This window comes from Pseudomonas sp. S3_E10 (genome assembly GCF_054667615.1).
Genome location: NZ_CP162743.1, coordinates 5,095,778 through 5,113,495, shown reverse-complemented (window position 1 = coordinate 5,113,495; position 17,718 = coordinate 5,095,778). Strand labels below are relative to the sequence as shown.

Here is a 17,718-nt window from a genome sequence, read left to right as displayed (position 1 = left end):
CATGTCCAAATCCTTATTGGTGATCAGTCGCCAGGCGCCGTGGTCCGGGCCGAGCGCGCGCGAGGCGCTGGATATCGTGTTGGCCGGTGGCGCGTTTGATCTGCCCATCGGCCTGCTGTTTATGGACGATGGCGTGTTCCAGTTGGCACCGCACCAGAACGCCAAGGCCGTGCAGCAAAAAGACTTGAGTGCCAATCTGCAGGCGCTGGAGCTGTTTGGCGTCGAAGAAGTGTTCGCCTGCCGCCACAGCTTGGCCGAACGCGGGCTCGCCCCGCCCGCCAGCGCCCAGCCGCTGGACAGCGACGCTATCTCCAAGCTGATTGACCGTTACGACCAGGTGATTACCCTCTGATGTCGACTTTACATGTGCTGTCTCATTCCCCGTTTACCGATAGCCGCCTCGACAGTTGCCTGCGTGTGTGCGGCAACAGGGACGCGATCCTGCTCTGCGGCGATGGCGCCTATGCGCTGCACAGTGCGGCCCTGCAAACCCAGGGCGTGAAGGTGTTCGTGCTGAGCGAAGACATGCAGGCGCGCAATCTGCCGCTGCCGGACTGGGCCGACAGCGTGGACTTCCCAGGTTTCGTGCAACTGTCGATCGACTACGACAAGGTCAACACCTGGCTATGAACACCCTGACCCTGGGCGGGCGCCGCCTCGAACTGGACAAGGACGGCTATCTCGTCGACCTGAACGATTGGTCTCACGAGGTGGCCCATGCCCTGGCCGCCGCCGAACACCTGGAACTGACCCCGGCCCACTGGGAAATCCTTGAACTGCTGCGCGGGTTTTATGCCGAGTACCAGCTGTCCCCGGCCACCCGCCCGCTGATCAAGTACACCGCCCTGAAGCTGGGCCCGGAAAAGGGCAACAGCCTGCATCTCAACAAACTGTTCAATGGCACTCCCGCCAAACTCGCCGCCAAGCTGGCGGGCCTGCCCCGGCCGACGAATTGCTTATGACCGACTTTGCCCCACTCACTCTTGAAACACCGGCCGAGCACCCGTTTGCGCAGTTCGTGCGCATCCTGGGCAAAGGCAAGCGCGGCGCGCGCAACCTCACCCGCGAGGAAGCTCGCGAAGCCATGGGCATGCTGCTCGACGAAAAAGTCGAAGACACCCAGCTCGGCGCCTTCCTCATGCTGCTGCGCCACAAGGAAGAAAGCCCGGAAGAGCTCGCCGGTTTCACCGAAGCCGTGCGCGAACGCTTGAACGCACCCGCGCTGAATGTGGCTATCGACTGGCCGACCTACGCCGGTAAAAAACGCCATCTGCCGTGGTTCCTGCTGGCGGCCAAATGCCTGGCACACAACGGCGTGCGCATTCTCATGCACGGCGGCGGCGCTCATACGGCCGGCCGGTTGTACACCGAGCAATTGCTGCACACCCTGCAGATCCCGCTGTGCCGCAATTGGCAGCAGGTCGAAAGTGCCTACGAGCAAGGCAACCTGGCATTTATCCCGCTGGGCGACTGGGCGCCGCAGTTGCAACGCATGATCGACCTGCGCAACACCCTGGGCCTGCGCTCGCCGATCCACTCCCTGGCGCGCCTGCTCAACCCGCTGAATGCGCGCTGCGGCCTGCAAAGTATTTTCCATCCGGGTTATCAGGGCGTTCACCGCGATGCCAGCGGCCTGCTTGGCGACAACGTGATTGTGGTGAAGGGTGACGGCGGCGAAATCGAGATCAACCCGGACACGGCCAGCCACCTCTACGGCACCACCGGCGGCGCAAGCTGGGATGAAGAATGGCCCGCCCTCTCCGCCCAGCGCCACGTCAAACCGGCGACCCTGGAACCCGAGCATCTAAAAGCGCTGTGGCGTGGCGACGTCGAGGACAGCTACCCGCAACTGGCGCTGATCGCCACCATGGCCCTGGCCTTGCGTGGCCTGGGGCAATCACGGGAACAGGCGTTCGAATTGGCCCGGCAGTACTGGGATGCACGGGACAGATCGATTTAATCGATTATTCACCCGCAGTCTTTGCGCTTTTAGTTCGAACTCATCCCTTTAGACTGGGCTCCAACGCTTATTAGTTGAGGAGCCAATCATGGGTTTGCTGATCGAAGGACACTGGAAAGACCAGTGGTACGAAAGTAGCGCGGACGGCGCCTTCCAGCGCGAACAGGCCCAGCGCCGCCACTGGGTGACCGCCGATGGCCAGCCTGGCCCGAGCGGCGAAGGTGGCTTCAAGGCCGAGGCCGGTCGCTATCACCTCTACGTGTCCTTGGCGTGCCCTTGGGCCCACCGCACGCTGATCATGCGCAAGCTCAAGGGCCTGGAAAGCTTGATCGACGTGTCCGTGGTCAGCTGGCTAATGCTGGAAAACGGCTGGACGTTCGATAAGGCTCACGGTTCCACCGGCGATGCCCTCGACGACTTTACCTATATGCACCAGCGCTACACCGCCGACACGGCCGACTACACCGGCCGCGTCACCGTGCCCGTGCTGTGGGACAAGCAGCTCAAGCGCATTGTGAGCAATGAATCCGCCGAGATCATTCGCATGTTCAACAGCGCGTTCAACGGGCTGACCGGCAACACGCTGGATTTCTACCCCCAGCCGCTGCGCGCAACCATCGATTCGTTGAACGAACGCATCTACCCGGCCGTAAACAACGGCGTATATCGCGCAGGCTTCGCCACATCACAGCAAGCGTATGAAAGCGCGTTTGATGATGTGTTTGCCGAGTTGGATCATCTGGAACGGCACCTGGACGACCATCGTTACCTGGCCGGCGAACACCTGACCGAGGCTGACGTGCGCTTGTTTACCACGCTGATTCGCTTTGATGCGGTGTATTACAGCCACTTCAAATGCAATCTGCGGCGGATCGCGGACTATTCGAACCTGTCCAATTGGCTGCGGGAGATGTACCAGTGGCCTGGCGTGGCCGAGACCGTGGATTTCGAGCACATCAAGGGGCATTACTACGCCAGCCATCGGACGATCAATCCGACGGCAATTGTGCCGAAAGGGCCGTTGCAGCGGTTTGAGGGCAAGCATGATCGGGCGCGGCTGGTGGGTTCAGGGGTTTGGAGCTGATCCAAAAGATAGGGTGTGATGGATGGCCGCATCGGGAGCAAGCCACCTCCCACACCTGGAATGCGTTCCAAAGGTGGGAGGTGGCTTGCTCCCGATGCTTTTAAGCCTCACACCTGGGACTGAGCGCCTTCAAACCACTTCAGTTTCTCGCGCAATACCACCACCTCACCCACGATCACCAGTGTCGGCGCATGCACTTCATGCTCCGCCACCATGCGAGGCAAGTCCGCCAGGGTGCCGGTGAACACGCGCTGGTTGGACGTGGTGCCCTGCTGGATCAACGCCGCCGGGGTATCGGCGGCGCGTCCATGCTTGATCAACTGCTCACAGATGATCGGCAAGCCAATCAAGCCCATGTAGAACACCAGCGTTTGTGAGGGCCCGACCAGGTCCTGCCAAGGCAGATCCGAAGTACCGTTCTTCAGGTGACCGGTGATAAAGCGTACCGACTGCGCATAGTCACGGTGGGTCAGCGGAATCCCGGCATACGCCGCGCAGCCGCTGGCGGCCGTAATGCCCGGCACCACCTGGAACGGGATGCCGTGGGCCGCCAGTTCCTCGATCTCTTCGCCACCGCGCCCAAAAATAAACGGGTCGCCGCCCTTGAGGCGCAGCACGCGCTTGCCCTGCCTGGCCAAATCCACCAGTTGCTGGTTGATCTGGTCCTGCGGCACGGCATGGTCCGCGCGACGCTTGCCGACGTACACACGCTCGGCATCACGTCGGCATAGCTCAAGAATCGCCGGGGCCACCAGACGGTCGTACAGCACCACATCAGCCTGCTGCATCAGGCGCAGCGCACGGAAGGTCAGCAGGTCCGGATCACCGGGGCCCGCGCCCACCAGGTAGACTTCACCCGGCGCGTGCGGCGGTGCGCCGTTGACTTTGTCGATCAATAGGCGCTCGGCCTCGTCGCCCTGCCCGGCCAACTGGCGGTCGGCAATCGGGCCCTGGAACACTTCTTCCCAGAACGCACGGCGCTGCTGCACGTCCGGATACAGCCCCTTGACCTGGGCTCGAAAACGCGCCGCCAACCCGGCCAATTGGCCGTAAGTGGACGGAATCCAGGTTTCCAGTTTGGCGCGGATCAAGCGTGCCAGCACCGGCGCATCGCCGCCGCTGGACACTGCAATCACCAACGGCGAGCGGTCGACGATCGCCGGGAAAATCACGCTGCACAGGGCCGGCGCGTCCACCACATTGACCGGTACGCAACGACGCTTGGCCTCGCTGGAGACTTGCGCATTCAGGGGCTCGTCGTCGGTCGCGGCGATGATCAGGGTGCAACCGTCGAGGTCGGCCTCCTGATAACCGCGCAAAATCAGTTCCCCGCCACTGCCCAGCACCAGCTCACGCAACTGGTCTTCGATCTGGGGAGCAACCACTCGCAGCACGGCACCGGCGTCGGCCAGCAGCCGGGATTTGCGCAAGGCAATCTCCCCACCACCGACCACCAGCACGCGACTGCCGCGCAGGTTATGAAACAGCGGCAGAAATTCCATTTAGCGGATGACCTCGACGCCCGCCATGTAAGGCTTGAGCACCTGCGGCACACGGATCGAACCGTCCGCCTGCTGGTAGTTTTCCAGCACGGCGACCAGCGTACGGCCTACTGCCAGACCGGAGCCGTTAAGGGTGTGTACCAGTTCCGGCTTGCCGGTTTCCGGGTTGCGGAAACGCGCCTGCATGCGACGGGCCTGGAAATCACCGCAGTTGGAGCACGACGAGATCTCGCGATACTTGTCCTGGCTCGGCACCCATACTTCGAGGTCGTAGGTCTTCACGGCGCTGAAGCCCATGTCGCCGGTGCACAGCGCCAGGACGCGGTACGGCAGCTCCAGCAGTTGCAGCACGCGTTCGGCGTTGGCGGTCAGGCCTTCCAGGGCTTGCATGGAGGTCGACGGTTCAACCACCTGGACCATCTCGACTTTGTCGAACTGGTGCTGACGGATCATGCCGCGCGTGTCACGCCCCGACGCACCGGCTTCACTGCGAAAGCACGGGCTGTGGGCGACGAACTTGATCGGCAGTTGCTTGGCGTCGAGGATCTCGCCGGCCACGATATTGGTCAGCGACACTTCGGCCGTCGGGATCAGGTACAGATCGGCTTCGCCATCGCGGCTGATCTTGAACAGGTCCTCTTCGAACTTCGGCAACTGGCTGGTGCCCATCAGTGCGGGCGCCTGAACCAGGTAAGGCGTGTAGGCCTCTTCGTAGCCATGTTCGCCGGTGTGCAGGTTGATCATGAACTGCGCCAGGGCACGGTGCATGCGCGCAATCGGGCCGCGCAGCAGCGCAAAGCGCGCACCAGACATTTTGGCGGCGGTCTCAAAGTCCAGGCCACCGGTCAATTCGCCCAGGGCGACGTGGTCCTTGATCTCGAAATCAAAGGCTTTTGGCGTGCCCCAGCGGCGCACTTCGACGTTGCCGTCTTCGTCTTCGCCAATCGGCACGGACTCGTGCGGCAGGTTAGGGATGCCCAGCAGGATCGAATCCAGCTCGGACTGAATGCCCTCCAGCTCGACCTTGCCGTCGGACAGCTCGGTGCCCATGCGCTCGACGTCCGCCATCAACGGCGCGATGTCTTCGCCGCGCTGCTTGGCCTGACCGATGGACTTGGAACGCGCATTACGCTCAGCCTGCAGTGCTTCGGTGCGGGTCTGGACGGTCTTGCGCTGTTCTTCCAGCGCTTCGATGCGCGCAACATCCAAGGCAAAGCCACGGGATGCCAGGCGGTCCGCTACGTCCTGAAGGTTGCTACGTAACAGTTTGGAATCGAGCATGTCGGTCTCTCGTTTATCAAAGTTTGGTCAAGGACAGGCCGGCCCAGGTGGCGAGCAGCCCGCCGAATACACTGATGGCAGCGTAGCCAATCGCCAGCGGCACTTGCCCGCTTTCCAGCAGGCGTACGGTATCCAGTGAAAAGGATGAAAAGGTCGTCAGGCCGCCAAGAAAGCCAACCATCAGCCCGGCGCGCACCTCAATCGGTACTTCGGGGCGCACCAGGAACAGGCCATATAAAACGCCGATCAACAGGCAGCCCACGATATTAACGGCCAGCGTCGCGGTATAGAAGTGCTTGGGCCAATTCGCGCTGATCCAATTACCCGTCGCAAAGCGCAGCAGTGTACCCGCGATACCGCCCGCCGAGACGGCGACCACCAAGGGAATCATGATTTTCTCCGCTGCCTGGGACTTAAACGATCGAGTGCGGCCAGATGATTGAGCTTCTCACCGATCTTCAACTCCAGGCCACGGGGCACCGGCTGGTAGAGCGGCAAGGGCTCAAGCTCATCGGGGAAGTAGTCTTCACCGGCGGCATAGGCGTCCGGTTCATCGTGGGCGTAGCGGTATTCATCACCGTAGCCCAGTTGCTTCATCAACTTGGTCGGCGCATTGCGCAGGTGCATCGGCACTTCGAGGGAGCCGTGTTCGGCCGCCGCACGCAGGGCCGACTTGAAGCCCATGTACACCGCGTTGCTTTTTGGCGCGCAGGCCAGATAAGTGATGGCCTGCGCTACCGCCAACTCGCCTTCCGGGCTGCCGAGGCGTTCCTGCACGTCCCACGCGGCCAGGCACAGGCTCAGTGCGCGGGGGTCGGCGTTGCCGATGTCTTCGCTGGCCATGCGTACCACGCGGCGGGCCAGGTACAACGGGTCGCAGCCGCCGTCGATCATCCGCGCAAACCAGTACAGCGCACCGTCCGGGTTGGAGCCGCGTACGGATTTATGCAGCGCCGAGATCTGGTCGTAGAAGGCTTCGCCGCCCTTATCGAAACGACGACGGGTGTCACCGAGCAGGCTCTGCAACAGGTCGACGCCAATTTCGCTGCCATCTTCGGCGAGGTCGGAGGCGTTCTCCAGCAGGTTGAGAAAACGTCGGCCGTCGCCATCGGCGGCGGTGAGCAGGATCTTGAAGCCTTCGTCGCTGACGCTCAGTTGGCGCTTGCCCAGGCCTTTGTCTTCGCTCAAGGCACGCTGCAGCAGCTTTTGCATCGCCCCTTCATCCAGGCTCTTGAGCACATAGACCCGCGCTCGCGAGAGCAAGGCATTGTTCAGTTCGAACGAGGGGTTTTCGGTGGTGGCGCCGATAAAGATCAGCGTGCCGTCCTCAACATAGGGCAGGAACGCATCCTGCTGCGACTTGTTGAAGCGGTGCACTTCGTCGACAAACAGAATCGTGCGCTTGCCGTACTGCCCAGCCTGCTGTTTGGCGACCTCCACCGCCTGGCGGATCTCCTTGACCCCGGCCAGCACCGCCGAGACTGTTTCAAAGTGCGCATCCGAGACTTTCGCCAGCAGCCGTGCCAGGGTGGTTTTACCCACCCCCGGCGGCCCCCAGAAAATCATCGAATGCAGCGCACCCTGCTCCAGGGCTTCGCGCAAAGGCTTGCCGCGAGCGAGCAGGTGTTCCTGACCGACGTACTCATCCAGGTTGGTCGAGCGCAAGCGTGCGGCCAGGGGCTGGGCAATCGGGTCACTTCGAAACAGGTCCATGGGCAGCGTTTGAAACCTCTGGGCAGTTTATTCCTGGATCACGTCGGCACCCTTGGGGATGTCGAACTTGAACTTGGACGCAGGTACCGGCTGGTTGGCCTTGACCCCGCTGAACAGGATATCGGTGCGCTGGCCCACACTGTCGACCAGGCGCATGTTGTTGATCACGCCGTTGCCGAACGACAGGGACAGCGTGTCAAACAGCGTGTCCTTGGATTTGGGCTTGAGGGTGAACTCGATGACGTTGCTGGTTTGCTTGGAGGTGATGTCAAAGCTGTCGTTGATTTTCGACACATCACCCGACAGCAGCAGCGCTGGAGTCTGGTTCAGGCGTGGGTCCAGCTTCTTGATGGTGGCCTGCTCCAGGTCCGGGTCCCACAGGGTAACCTTCTGGCCATCGGAAACGATGGTCTGCTCGGCCTTGCCCTCGGTGTGCCAGTAGAACAGCCCTGGGCGCTGCACGGCCATCTCCCCCGCGGTTTCCTGCAACTGGGTGCCACCGGCATCCAGGGTCAGCTGGGAGAAGCGCGCGGTCAGGGTCTGGGATTTGTCCAGCAGGTTCTTCAGGCTGGCCACCGAAGCCGGGTCAGCGTGAGCCGAAACAGCGGTCAGGGCCAGGGCCGGCAACAACAGCATGCGGATAAAGCGCATGGGAGTCCTCATTGAGTAGTCAGGACGTGCCGCGTATTGCCACGCGGCACGGGATCAGTCGCGCATCTGCCCGGGGGCGATGATTTCACGCGAGCCGTTGGTGTTCATTGCGGTGACGACGCCGGCGTGTTCCATGGCTTCGATCATGCGGGCAGCGCGGTTATAGCCGATCTTCAGCTTGCGCTGCACGGCGGAAATCGAGGCCCGGCGGCTTTCCAGCACGAATGCCACGGCTTCGTCGTACAGCGCGTCGGTCTCGGCGTCATCGTCGCCACCGCCGCTGCCGCCGTCGAAGCCACTGCCGGCCTCTTCGACACCCGCCAGGATATCGTCGTTGTATTCCGGGGCGCCGCGCAGCTTCCAGGCTTCCACCACGCGGTGAACCTCATCGTCGGAGACAAAGGCGCCGTGCACGCGGATCGGCAGGCTGGTGCCTGGCGGCATGTAGAGCATGTCACCATGGCCCAGCAATTGCTCGGCGCCGCCCTGGTCGATGATGGTGCGCGAGTCGATCTTGCTTGATACCTGGAACGCCATGCGCGTCGGGATGTTGGCCTTGATCAGACCGGTGATCACATCCACCGATGGGCGCTGGGTGGCGAGGATCAAGTGGATACCGGCCGCTCGCGCCTTCTGGGCGATACGGGCGATCAGTTCTTCAACCTTCTTGCCGACGATCATCATCATGTCGGCGAATTCATCGACCACGACCACGATGGTCGGCAGCTTGCTCAACAATGGCGCTTCGTCGTGGATGCTTTCGCGCTTGTACAGCGGGTCGGTCAACGGCGTGCCGGCGTCCTGGGCTTCCTTGACCTTGGCGTTGAAGCCCGACAGGTTGCGCACGCCCATCTTCGCCATCAGCTTGTAGCGGCGTTCCATCTCGGCAACGCTCCAGCGCAGGGCGTTGGCGGCGTCCTTCATGTCGGTGACCACCGGGCAGAGCAGGTGCGGAATGCCTTCGTAGATCGACAGTTCCAGCATCTTCGGGTCGATCATGATCAGCTTGGCGTCATCCGGGCCGGACTTGAACAGAATCGACAGGATCATCGCGTTCACGCCCACCGACTTACCGGAACCGGTGGTACCGGCCACCAACAAGTGAGGCATTTTTGCAAGGTCAGTGATCACCGGCTTGCCGCCGATATCGTGACCCAGCGCCAGGGTGACCGGCGATTTGAAGTTGTCGTATTCCGGCGTCGACAGCACCTCTGAGAAGCGCACGATCTGGCGGTCTTCGTTAGGGATCTCGATACCCACAGTGGTCTTGCCGGGAATCACCTCCACCACACGCACGCTGGTCACGGCCAGGGAGCGGGCCAGGTCCTTGGCCAGGTTGGAGATGCGGCTGACTTTCACACCGGCGGCCGGCTGGATTTCGTAACGGGTGATCACCGGGCCGGGGTGGATTGAGTCAACCGAGACCTCGACGCCGAATTCCTTGAGCTTGATTTCCAGCAGGTGGCCGACGGCCGCCAGGGATTCCGGGGAATAATTGAGTTGTTTCTTTTCAGCCGGGTCAAGAATCGAGATGGGCGGCAAGGTGCCTTCAACCGCGCTGTCGACAAACAGTGGCGCCTGCTTCTCTTTCTGCACGCGATGGCTCGGCTCGGGGGCCTTGGGCGGCGCGGGAGCGATCACCGGCGGCACCTGCTTCTCGCGGTCCGACATGTGCTTGCTCAGGGCCTGCTCGCGTTCGATCAGGCGTTCCTTGACCTTGGCCTGCTCGCGGCGGTCCGGCGTACTTGGGGCCACCACCTCGTTGACGCGGGTGTCGACTTCACGCAGTTGCGCGACCATGCGCTTGCGCTCGACACGGGCCGCCCACCAGCGATTGGCGGCGCCCTGGAACAGCTCCAGCAGGTCAAGGGTGATCTTGCCGGTCACGTCCATCACCTTGAACCACGACAGGTCAGTGAACACCGTAAGGCCGAACAGGAACAACGCGATGAACATCAAGGTGCTGCCCTGGATATTCAGGGTCTTGCGCGCCAGGTCGCCAAGGCTTTCGCCCAGCGCCCCGCCCGCGCCCGCCGGCAGGCCGGTAGGCGCATGGAAATGAATATGCGCCAGCGCCGCGCCGGAGAGCACCAGGAACACCAGGCCGATCAGGCGCCAGGAAAACAGCCAGCCGCTCCATTGCCACGGCTCGTGGCGCTGGCGGAAGATCTGCCAGGTCTTGATCGCCAGCAGCAAGGGAAAGATGTAAGCGAAGTAACCGAGCACCATGAACAGGATATCGGCGCTGTAGGAGCCCACCGGCCCGCCGAAGTTCTGCACATCGTCGATCTTGCTGTTGTGGCTCCAGCCCGGATCGTCCTTGCCATAGGTGAGCAACGCCATGATCAGGAACAGGCACAACGCGCCGATCGCGATCAGCGCACCTTCCTTGAGGCGATAATGCAGGTGCTGGCGCCAGGCCGGCACGACTGTCTTGGGTGCTGCGGTGGATTTCTTCAAAACGGGTCTATTCCTGCGCCTTTAGCGCGTCCATCTGTTAAATGACGATACATACTGCCCAATCCGAGCAGCTGAAAAATGAACGATCTACTTTTAACACTGCGCGATTGATTCACGAAACGGCGATAACGCCACAATGGCCGCATTGTACGGGTTTGTGTCTCCGATGCCACGCCCTGCCACTCAGCCGGCAGCCCAGTCAATTGGCGTGTCATAAGGTGCTCAATTTGAGCATGCATTGTCTTTGCTGACAAAGGCTTATGAGCTGTTTTTACCAATCCAGGCCAGCTTGGCAAATGGCCTGCATGGCTCAGACCCGATTACGACCACGCCTCAGGCATAGAGTTGCAGAAACACCCGCTCACGCTAATCCACCTTCATGGCTGATTCGGGCTGGCCCGATGGCGCTGCGTCGACAATAATCAACACGTTTGGGGCAGGCGCCATCCCTGCCACTCCCCTCCCCTTCCGTAAGCCTGGATACCATGCTGACTTGGTTACAACGCGACTCCCTGACCTTCCCACCGCTGGCCAAAGCCATGCGCGAACCCAACGGCCTGCTGGCCGCGGGCGGCGACCTGTCGGCCGAGCGGCTGGTGCAAGCCTACCGCCACGGCTGCTTTCCGTGGTTCTCACAGGGTCAGCCGATCCTCTGGTGGTCGCCGGACCCACGCACGGTGATCTTTCCGGACGAACTGCATGTATCGCGCAGCCTGGGTAAACTGTTGCGCCAGCAGCGTTACCGCGTGACCTTCGACCAGGACTTCGCCGCCGTTATCCAGGCCTGCGCCGCGCCGCGCGCGTATGCCGATGGCACCTGGATCACCGAAGGCATACAAGCTGCCTACCTGGAACTGCACCAACGCGGCTACGCGCATTCGGTGGAGGTGTGGGACGACGGCAAGCTGGTGGGCGGCCTGTATGGTTTGGCGATGGGCCAGTTGTTTTTCGGGGAGTCGATGTTCAGCCGCGCCGACAACGCCTCCAAATTCGGCTTTGCCACGCTCGTCGGGCAACTGAAGGCCTGGGGTTTTGTGCTGATCGACTGCCAGATGCCCAATGATCACCTGCACAGCCTGGGCGCTCGCGCCATATCGCGCAGCGACTTCGCCGGCTTTCTGCGCAACCATCTGGACCAACCCAGCTCTGGGCCGTGGGTTTCGTAGGCGACATTCGCCCACCTGGCTTACACTTATTTCAAAGCTTACCCCGAGGGTTGATCATGACCGAGTTGGCGCGTTTGAAGTTCTATGCCACTCAACCCCACTCTTGCAGCTATCTGCCCGACGAGCAGGCCACCACGCTGTTCCTCGACCCCAGCCAGCCTATGGACGTGCACGTGTACGCCGATCTCTCGGAAATGGGGTTTCGGCGCAGTGGCGATCATCTGTACCGGCCCCATTGCCAGAACTGCAATGCCTGCGTGCCGGCTCGCATTCCCGTGGCTCAGTTTCTGCCGGACCGCAACCAGAAGCGCATTCTCAAGCGCAACGCCGACCTGACAGTGACGTCGAGCAAGCCACGCTTTACCGAAGAGTATTTCGATCTTTACCAACGCTATATCGAGCAACGGCACGCCGACGGCGATATGTTCCCGCCCAGCCGCGACCAGTTTTCAACGTTTCTGGTGCGCGACCTGCCCTTTTCGCGGTTCTACGAGTTTCGTGCGGACGGCCGCCTGGTGGCCGTGGCGGTGACCGATTTGCTGCCGAACGGCCTTTCGGCGGTCTATACCTTCTACGAGCCGGCCGAGGAGCGCCGTAGCCTCGGGCGCTTTGCGATCCTGTGGCAAATCGGCGAGGCGCTGCGCCTGGAACTGGAGGCGGTGTACCTCGGATATTGGATAAAAAACTGCAAAAAGATGAACTACAAGACCCAATATCGGCCCATTGAGCTACTGATTAATCAAAGATGGGTCACGCTTAACTAGAACCCCTTGGCTTAAACACCCTTTTTCGGGCACAATGCACGCCGCTTTTGCCTGGCGCAGTTGCACCGGGCCATTCACTGGATACCGAGGGCTTTACTGCATGTCGAAAGAAGACAGCTTCGAAATGGAAGGCACTGTCGTCGACACCCTGCCCAACACCATGTTTCGTGTGGAGTTGGAAAATGGGCACGTCGTAACCGCGCATATCTCCGGCAAGATGCGCAAGAACTACATTCGTATTCTTACCGGTGACAAAGTGCGCGTCGAGCTGACGCCCTATGACTTGAGCAAAGGGCGCATCACTTACCGCGCTCGCTAAGCAAGTCAATACAAAACGCCCGGTTATGCCGGGCGTTTTTGTGTGCATAGGATTTCTCAAGCACTGAGCAATTCTGTGGGAGGGGGCAAGCCCCTCCCACATTTGATATGTAATTGTTTTGATGACCGTATTCCAAGGCAGCAAAAAGGCGCCTTTCGGCGCCTTTTGCTTTGTTGCAACCCGCTATCAGGCCATTTCAGCCGTGGTTTCGAACTCGAAGGTCAGCTCGCCATCCTTCAGGTCGATATGCACCACGCCACCATGGTCGGACAGTTCGCCAAACAGGATCTCTTCGGCCAATGGCCGCTTGATCTTGTCCTGGATCAGACGTGCCATTGGGCGCGCGCCCATTGCCGCGTCGTAACCACCCTCCGCCAGCCAGTTGCGCGCCGCGTCGGTTACATCCAACTGCACGCGCTTGTCTTCCAACTGCGCCTGAAGCTCGGTAAGGAACTTGTCCACCACGCTCTTGATAACCTCATGGCTGAGGCGACCAAACTGGATAATGGTGTCCAGACGGTTACGGAACTCCGGCGTGAAGCTCTTCTTGATCACTTCCATCGCATCGGAGGAGTGATCCTGATGCGTAAAGCCGATCGAAGCCCGCGCAGCCGTTTCGGCACCGGCGTTAGTGGTCATGATCACGATCACGTTGCGAAAGTCCGCCTTGCGCCCGTTATTGTCGGTCAGGGTCCCGTGATCCATGACCTGCAACAGCAGGTTGAAGACTTCCGGGTGGGCCTTTTCGATTTCATCGAGCAACAATACGCAATGGGGTTGCTTGGTGATTGCCTCGGTCAACAGACCGCCCTGGTCGAAGCCGACATAGCCCGGAGGCGCACCGATCAGGCGCGACACAGTGTGGCGCTCCATGTACTCGGACATGTCGAACCGCACCAGCTCAATGCCCATGGCCTTGGCCAACTGCCGCGCCGCCTCGGTCTTGCCGACACCGGTAGGACCGGCGAACAGGAACGAACCAACAGGCTTGTCCGGCGATTTGAGGCCCGCACGCGACAACTTGATCGCGGTAGACAGCGAGTCGATAGCCGCATCCTGGCCGAACACGGTCAGCTTGAGGTCGCGCTCCAGGTTACGCAGCAACTCCTTGTCGGAGCTGGTGACGTGTTTTGGCGGAATCCGCGCGATCTTCGCCACGATATCCTCGACCTGAGGTACATCGATGCGCTTCACCCGCTTCTCGACCGACTGCAAGCGCTGATAGGCACCCGCTTCATCGATCACGTCAATAGCCTTGTCCGGCATGTGACGGTCGTTGATGTAGCGCGACGCAAGCTCCGCAGCGGCACGTAGCGCCTCATCGGTGTACTCGATGCCATGGTGCGCCTCAAAACGCCCCTTGAGCCCGCGCAGGATGCCGATGGTGTCTTCGACCGAAGGCTCGGAGACGTCGACTTTCTGGAAGCGACGCGCCAGGGCACGGTCTTTTTCGAAGATCCCACGGAATTCCTGGAACGTGGTCGAGCCGATGCAGCGGATATCACCCGACGACAGCAATGGCTTGAGCAGGTTGGAGGCGTCCATCACGCCACCGGATGCCGCACCGGCACCAATGATCGTATGGATCTCATCGATAAACAGGATCGCCTGTGGGCGTTTTTTCAGTTCACCGAGCAGCGCCTTGAAGCGCTTCTCGAAATCGCCGCGATATTTGGTCCCGGCGAGCAACGCACCCAGATCAAGGGAGTAGACGACACTGTTGGCCAGCAGGTCCGGGACCTGGTTGTCGACAATACGCTTGGCGAGACCTTCGGCAATCGCGGTTTTACCCACACCCGCCTCGCCCACCAGCAATGGGTTGTTCTTGCGACGACGCGCCAGGATCTGCGCTACACGCTCAACCTCAAGCTCACGCCCCACCAGCGGATCGATCCGCCCCTGACGCGCCAGCTCGTTGAGGTTGCTGGCATAGGCATCCAGCGGGTTGCTTGAAGAAGAAGACTCACCGCCCTCGTCGTCCTGCATATCCTGCTCACCCTCGGAATGATCGCCGTGCCCAGGCACCTTGGAGATACCGTGGGCGATGTAGTTGACGACATCGATGCGGGCAACGCTCTGCTGCTTGAGCAGGAACACTGCTTGGCTTTCCTGTTCGCTGAAGATCGCCACAAGCACATTGGCGCCAGTGACTTCACGCTTACCGGAGCTCTGTACGTGGAACACAGCGCGCTGCAATACCCGCTGGAAGCCCAGGGTCGGCTGGGTTTCGCGGTCCTCGTCATGCACGGAGATCAGTGGCGTGGTGGAGTCGATAAACTCCTGCAGGTCATGCTTGAGTTTGTCGAGGTTGGCGCCGCACGCACGCAACACGGTGGCGGCAGCTTCATTGTCCAAAAGTGCCAGCAAAAGGTGTTCGACGGTCATGAATTCATGACGCTTCGAACGAGCCTCCTTGAAGGCAAGATTGAGGGTGACTTCGAGCTCGCGGTTTAACATAGCTTCACCTCATACCCAAGTGGTCGGCGTTAACCGTCCTTCTCGATTTCACAGAGTAGCGGATGCTGGCTTTCCCTGGCGTACTGGTTGACCTGCATGGCCTTTGTCTCGGCGATGTCACGGGTAAACACTCCACATACTGCCCGTCCTTCTGTGTGAACGGCCAGCATTACCTTGGTCGCCAACTCGCGGTTCAGGTTAAAAAACACCTCGAGCACTTCGACGACGAAATCCATCGGTGTGTAGTCATCATTGAACAAAACCACCTTGTACATCGGCGGCGCCTGTAAAGCAGGCTTGGCCTCTTTGACAGCAATGCCCGCAGAACCGTCGTCATCGTGTTCGTGATCCGGTCGATCCTGATTGAATGTTAGTCGAATCTGGCTGATTGCATGCATGGAAAGAAAGGTTCGTCAGTGGTTCAAATACAGTGGTGGGGGCGAGCTGTCAGAAATTCAACTCTGACCGACTGGTCGCCTTGACTATCGGCAAATCGGTGTTACAACCAATAGAACCCACAGTGGGTAAAAAAGGTCCGCGCAGTCAACCTTATTTATTCGGGTTAGGACGGATAAACTGGATGATACTCCAGTGATGGAGTCTGGTGCAGAAGGAAATGGGTATGTCTGGCGTCAAGATCAATGGCAAGGTCAAGTGGTTCAACAACGCCAAAGGATATGGCTTTGTGAATGAAGAAGGAAAAACTGAGGATCTTTTTGCGCATTACTCAGCGATCATTATGGATGGTTACAAAACGCTGAAAGCTGGCCAGGTGGTGAGCTTTGAAATCATTCAAGGACCGAAAGGGCTGCACGCAGTGAACATCGATGCAGTGAAAGTCGAATCAACGGAAAAAACCGTACCCTCCCACGCTCATAAAGAAAAGAAGCAAACGGCCTGATCCACCGTCGAGCGCGTAGCTCGCGAAAAAAAACGGCCGCCCCCAATCAATGTGGGGCGGCCGTTTTTTATGGCTTGAGCCTTACATATGCGAAATCAGCGCATCACCAAAGCCCGACGACGACACCAACTTGGCGCCCTCCATCAACCGCTCGAAGTCATAGGTCACGGTCTTGGCCGAAATCGCACCATTGGTACCCTTGATGATCAGGTCGGCCGCCTCGACCCACCCCATGTGGCGCAACATCATTTCCGCCGACAAAATCAACGACCCCGGGTTGACCTGGTCCTTGCCCGCGTATTTTGGCGCAGTGCCGTGGGTGGCTTCGAACATTGCCACGGTATCGGACAGGTTCGCCCCCGGCGCAATACCGATACCGCCCACCTCCGCCGCCAGGGCGTCGGACAGGTAGTCACCATTGAGGTTGAGGGTAGCAATCACGTCATATTCGGCCGGACGCAACAGGATCTGCTGGAGCATGGCGTCGGCAATCGCATCCTTGACCACCACATTCTTGCCGGTCTTCGGGTTCTTGAACTGCATCCACGGCCCGCCATCAAGCAGGGTCGCGCCAAATTCCTCAGCGGCCACCTCGTAGGCCCATTCCTTGAAGGCCCCTTCGGTGAACTTCATGATGTTGCCTTTGTGCACGATGGTCAGCGAATCGCGATCATTATCCACTACGTATTGAAGGGCCTTACGCGCCAGGCGCTTGGTACCTTCCTTGGAAACCGGCTTGACGCCAATCCCGCAATCCTGGTCAAAACGGATCTTGGTGACGCCCATTTCCTCCTTGAGGAACTTGATCACCTTGATCGCTTCCGGCGAGCCGGCCTTCCACTCGATCCCGGCATAAATATCTTCGGAGTTTTCGCGGAAGATGGTCATGTCCACGTCGCCAGGCTTCTTGACCGGGCTGGGCACGCCTTCAAACCAGCGCACCGGGCGCAGGCACACATAGAGGTCAAGTTGCTGGCGCAGCGCCACGTTCAACGACCGGATCCCGCCACCGACCGGTGTGGTCAGCGGGCCCTTGATGGACACCACATAATCCTTGACCGCATCGAGGGTTTCCTGGGGCAGCCAGGTGTCCTGATCGTAGACCTGGGTCGCCTTCTCGCCGGCGTACACCTCCATCCACGAAATCTTGCGCTTGCCGCCGTAGGCCTTTTCAACAGCTGCGTCGACCACCTTGATCATCACCGGGCTGATGTCGACGCCAATACCGTCACCTTCGATATAAGGGATGATCGGTTGGTCAGGAACATTGAGAGAATGGTCTGCGTTGACGGTGATTTTGTCGCCGACTGCCGGAACCTGAATCTTCTTGTATCCCATGCTGAACTCCATCTATGGATTGAACATCTGGCTGCGTTCGAGCCTACTCCAGATAAATGGCGACTGAAACCTCGCGCCATGCTCATTTGCATCGAAAACAGCATAAATTGCCACCTACAAGC

Annotated in this window: 18 protein-coding genes; 9 read left to right on the top strand and 9 right to left on the bottom strand. The window is 60.2% G+C overall.

Features of this window, described 5'->3' with window-relative positions; genetic code table 11:
* Position 1: 1 nt before the first annotated feature.
* The 5 genes from tusC (at position 2) to AB4N98_RS23425 (ending at position 3,044) form a co-directional block, all read left to right on the top strand.
* Positions 2-352, top strand: a complete 351-nt coding sequence (gene tusC, locus AB4N98_RS23445) for a sulfurtransferase complex subunit TusC (RefSeq protein ID WP_068937037.1) — start codon at positions 2-4, stop codon at positions 350-352.
* A complete protein-coding gene (gene tusB / locus AB4N98_RS23440; protein WP_068937038.1) occupies positions 352-630 on the top strand; it encodes a sulfurtransferase complex subunit TusB in 279 nt (92 codons plus the stop codon). The genes tusC and tusB overlap by 1 nt, the downstream gene beginning before the upstream one ends.
* Positions 627-962 (top strand): TusE/DsrC/DsvC family sulfur relay protein, encoded by a 336-nt coding sequence (locus tag AB4N98_RS23435; protein WP_068937039.1) that lies wholly within the window; start codon positions 627-629, stop codon positions 960-962. Before tusB ends, AB4N98_RS23435 begins: the two co-directional genes overlap by 4 nt.
* Positions 959-1,960 carry a glycosyl transferase family protein gene (locus tag AB4N98_RS23430; protein WP_135196787.1) on the top strand — a complete coding sequence of 334 codons (1,002 nt, stop codon included), beginning with the start codon at positions 959-961 and terminating at the stop codon, positions 1,958-1,960. The genes AB4N98_RS23435 and AB4N98_RS23430 overlap by 4 nt, the downstream gene beginning before the upstream one ends.
* Positions 1,961-2,048: 88 nt before the next feature.
* Entirely contained in the window at positions 2,049-3,044 is a 996-nt protein-coding gene (locus tag AB4N98_RS23425) for a glutathione S-transferase family protein (RefSeq protein ID WP_017527200.1), read from the top strand.
* 107 nt (positions 3,045-3,151) lie between these two features.
* On the opposite strand, the gene cysG is transcribed toward AB4N98_RS23425, so the two are convergent.
* The 6 genes from cysG to ftsK are packed head-to-tail and all read right to left on the bottom strand — an operon-like array spanning position 3,152 to position 10,651.
* Entirely contained in the window at positions 3,152-4,546 is a 1,395-nt protein-coding gene (gene cysG / locus AB4N98_RS23420) for a siroheme synthase CysG (RefSeq protein WP_017527199.1), read from the bottom strand.
* Entirely contained in the window at positions 4,547-5,827 is a 1,281-nt protein-coding gene (serS, locus tag AB4N98_RS23415; RefSeq protein WP_017527198.1) for a serine--tRNA ligase, read from the bottom strand.
* Between the two features lie 16 nt (positions 5,828-5,843).
* Entirely contained in the window at positions 5,844-6,218 is a 375-nt protein-coding gene (crcB, locus tag AB4N98_RS23410; protein ID WP_017527197.1) for a fluoride efflux transporter CrcB, read from the bottom strand.
* The gene (locus AB4N98_RS23405) at positions 6,215-7,540 is read right to left on the bottom strand and encodes a replication-associated recombination protein A (protein ID WP_017527196.1); all 1,326 of its coding nucleotides are present in this window, start codon (positions 7,538-7,540) and stop codon (positions 6,215-6,217) included. Before AB4N98_RS23405 ends, crcB begins: the two co-directional genes overlap by 4 nt.
* 27 nt (positions 7,541-7,567) lie before the next feature.
* Entirely contained in the window at positions 7,568-8,191 is a 624-nt protein-coding gene (gene lolA / locus AB4N98_RS23400) for an outer membrane lipoprotein chaperone LolA (RefSeq protein WP_003174700.1), read from the bottom strand.
* Between the two features lie 54 nt (positions 8,192-8,245).
* On the bottom strand, positions 8,246-10,651 hold the full coding sequence (gene ftsK / locus AB4N98_RS23395) for a DNA translocase FtsK (RefSeq protein ID WP_017527195.1): 2,406 nt from the start codon (positions 10,649-10,651) through the stop codon (positions 8,246-8,248).
* A gap of 485 nt (positions 10,652-11,136) precedes the next feature.
* Here ftsK and aat point away from each other — a divergent pair, with 485 nt between their 5' ends.
* The 3 genes from aat to infA all read left to right on the top strand — a co-directional run bounded on the left by aat (position 11,137) and on the right by infA (position 12,900).
* The gene (aat, locus tag AB4N98_RS23390; protein ID WP_017527194.1) at positions 11,137-11,817 is read left to right on the top strand and encodes a leucyl/phenylalanyl-tRNA--protein transferase; all 681 of its coding nucleotides are present in this window, start codon (positions 11,137-11,139) and stop codon (positions 11,815-11,817) included.
* Between the two features lie 56 nt (positions 11,818-11,873).
* Entirely contained in the window at positions 11,874-12,581 is a 708-nt protein-coding gene (locus AB4N98_RS23385) for an arginyltransferase (protein WP_017527193.1), read from the top strand.
* Between the two features lie 100 nt (positions 12,582-12,681).
* On the top strand, positions 12,682-12,900 hold the full coding sequence (gene infA, locus AB4N98_RS23380; RefSeq protein WP_002553999.1) for a translation initiation factor IF-1: 219 nt from the start codon (positions 12,682-12,684) through the stop codon (positions 12,898-12,900).
* Positions 12,901-13,086: 186 nt separating this feature from the next.
* Here infA and clpA read toward each other — a convergent pair whose 3' ends face one another.
* Positions 13,087-15,357, bottom strand: a complete 2,271-nt coding sequence (clpA, locus tag AB4N98_RS23375) for an ATP-dependent Clp protease ATP-binding subunit ClpA (protein WP_460148944.1) — start codon at positions 15,355-15,357, stop codon at positions 13,087-13,089.
* Positions 15,358-15,386: 29 nt separating this feature from the next.
* Positions 15,387-15,755: an ATP-dependent Clp protease adapter ClpS gene (gene clpS, locus AB4N98_RS23370; protein ID WP_065877424.1), complete on the bottom strand. Its 369-nt coding sequence runs from the start codon at positions 15,753-15,755 to the stop codon at positions 15,387-15,389.
* 224 nt (positions 15,756-15,979) lie between these two features.
* Between clpS and cspD the strand changes: the two genes are divergently transcribed.
* A complete protein-coding gene (cspD, locus tag AB4N98_RS23365) occupies positions 15,980-16,258 on the top strand; it encodes a cold shock domain-containing protein CspD (protein WP_065877426.1) in 279 nt (92 codons plus the stop codon).
* A gap of 81 nt (positions 16,259-16,339) precedes the next feature.
* On the opposite strand, the gene icd is transcribed toward cspD, so the two are convergent.
* On the bottom strand, positions 16,340-17,596 hold the full coding sequence (icd, locus tag AB4N98_RS23360) for an NADP-dependent isocitrate dehydrogenase (protein ID WP_065877767.1): 1,257 nt from the start codon (positions 17,594-17,596) through the stop codon (positions 16,340-16,342).
* Positions 17,597-17,718 lie beyond the last annotated feature (122 nt).

What these genes read in the sequence shown, in the direction of transcription:
- tusC (WP_068937037.1), top strand. Translation starts at nt 2, where the DNA reads ATGTCCAAATCCTTATTGGTGATCAGTCGCCAGGCGCCGTGGTCCGGG.
- tusB (WP_068937038.1), top strand. Translation starts at nt 352, where the DNA reads ATGTCGACTTTACATGTGCTGTCTCATTCCCCGTTTACCGATAGCCGC.
- AB4N98_RS23435 (WP_068937039.1), top strand. Translation starts at nt 627, where the DNA reads ATGAACACCCTGACCCTGGGCGGGCGCCGCCTCGAACTGGACAAGGAC.
- AB4N98_RS23430 (WP_135196787.1), top strand. Translation starts at nt 959, where the DNA reads ATGACCGACTTTGCCCCACTCACTCTTGAAACACCGGCCGAGCACCCG.
- AB4N98_RS23425 (WP_017527200.1), top strand. Translation starts at nt 2,049, where the DNA reads ATGGGTTTGCTGATCGAAGGACACTGGAAAGACCAGTGGTACGAAAGT.
- cysG (WP_017527199.1), bottom strand. Translation starts at nt 4,546, where the DNA reads ATGGAATTTCTGCCGCTGTTTCATAACCTGCGCGGCAGTCGCGTGCTG.
- serS (WP_017527198.1), bottom strand. Translation starts at nt 5,827, where the DNA reads ATGCTCGATTCCAAACTGTTACGTAGCAACCTTCAGGACGTAGCGGAC.
- crcB (WP_017527197.1), bottom strand. Translation starts at nt 6,218, where the DNA reads ATGATTCCCTTGGTGGTCGCCGTCTCGGCGGGCGGTATCGCGGGTACA.
- AB4N98_RS23405 (WP_017527196.1), bottom strand. Translation starts at nt 7,540, where the DNA reads ATGGACCTGTTTCGAAGTGACCCGATTGCCCAGCCCCTGGCCGCACGC.
- lolA (WP_003174700.1), bottom strand. Translation starts at nt 8,191, where the DNA reads ATGCGCTTTATCCGCATGCTGTTGTTGCCGGCCCTGGCCCTGACCGCT.
- aat (WP_017527194.1), top strand. Translation starts at nt 11,137, where the DNA reads ATGCTGACTTGGTTACAACGCGACTCCCTGACCTTCCCACCGCTGGCC.
- AB4N98_RS23385 (WP_017527193.1), top strand. Translation starts at nt 11,874, where the DNA reads ATGACCGAGTTGGCGCGTTTGAAGTTCTATGCCACTCAACCCCACTCT.
- infA (WP_002553999.1), top strand. Translation starts at nt 12,682, where the DNA reads ATGTCGAAAGAAGACAGCTTCGAAATGGAAGGCACTGTCGTCGACACC.
- clpA (WP_460148944.1), bottom strand. Translation starts at nt 15,357, where the DNA reads ATGTTAAACCGCGAGCTCGAAGTCACCCTCAATCTTGCCTTCAAGGAG.
- clpS (WP_065877424.1), bottom strand. Translation starts at nt 15,755, where the DNA reads ATGCATGCAATCAGCCAGATTCGACTAACATTCAATCAGGATCGACCG.
- cspD (WP_065877426.1), top strand. Translation starts at nt 15,980, where the DNA reads ATGTCTGGCGTCAAGATCAATGGCAAGGTCAAGTGGTTCAACAACGCC.
- icd (WP_065877767.1), bottom strand. Translation starts at nt 17,596, where the DNA reads ATGGGATACAAGAAGATTCAGGTTCCGGCAGTCGGCGACAAAATCACC.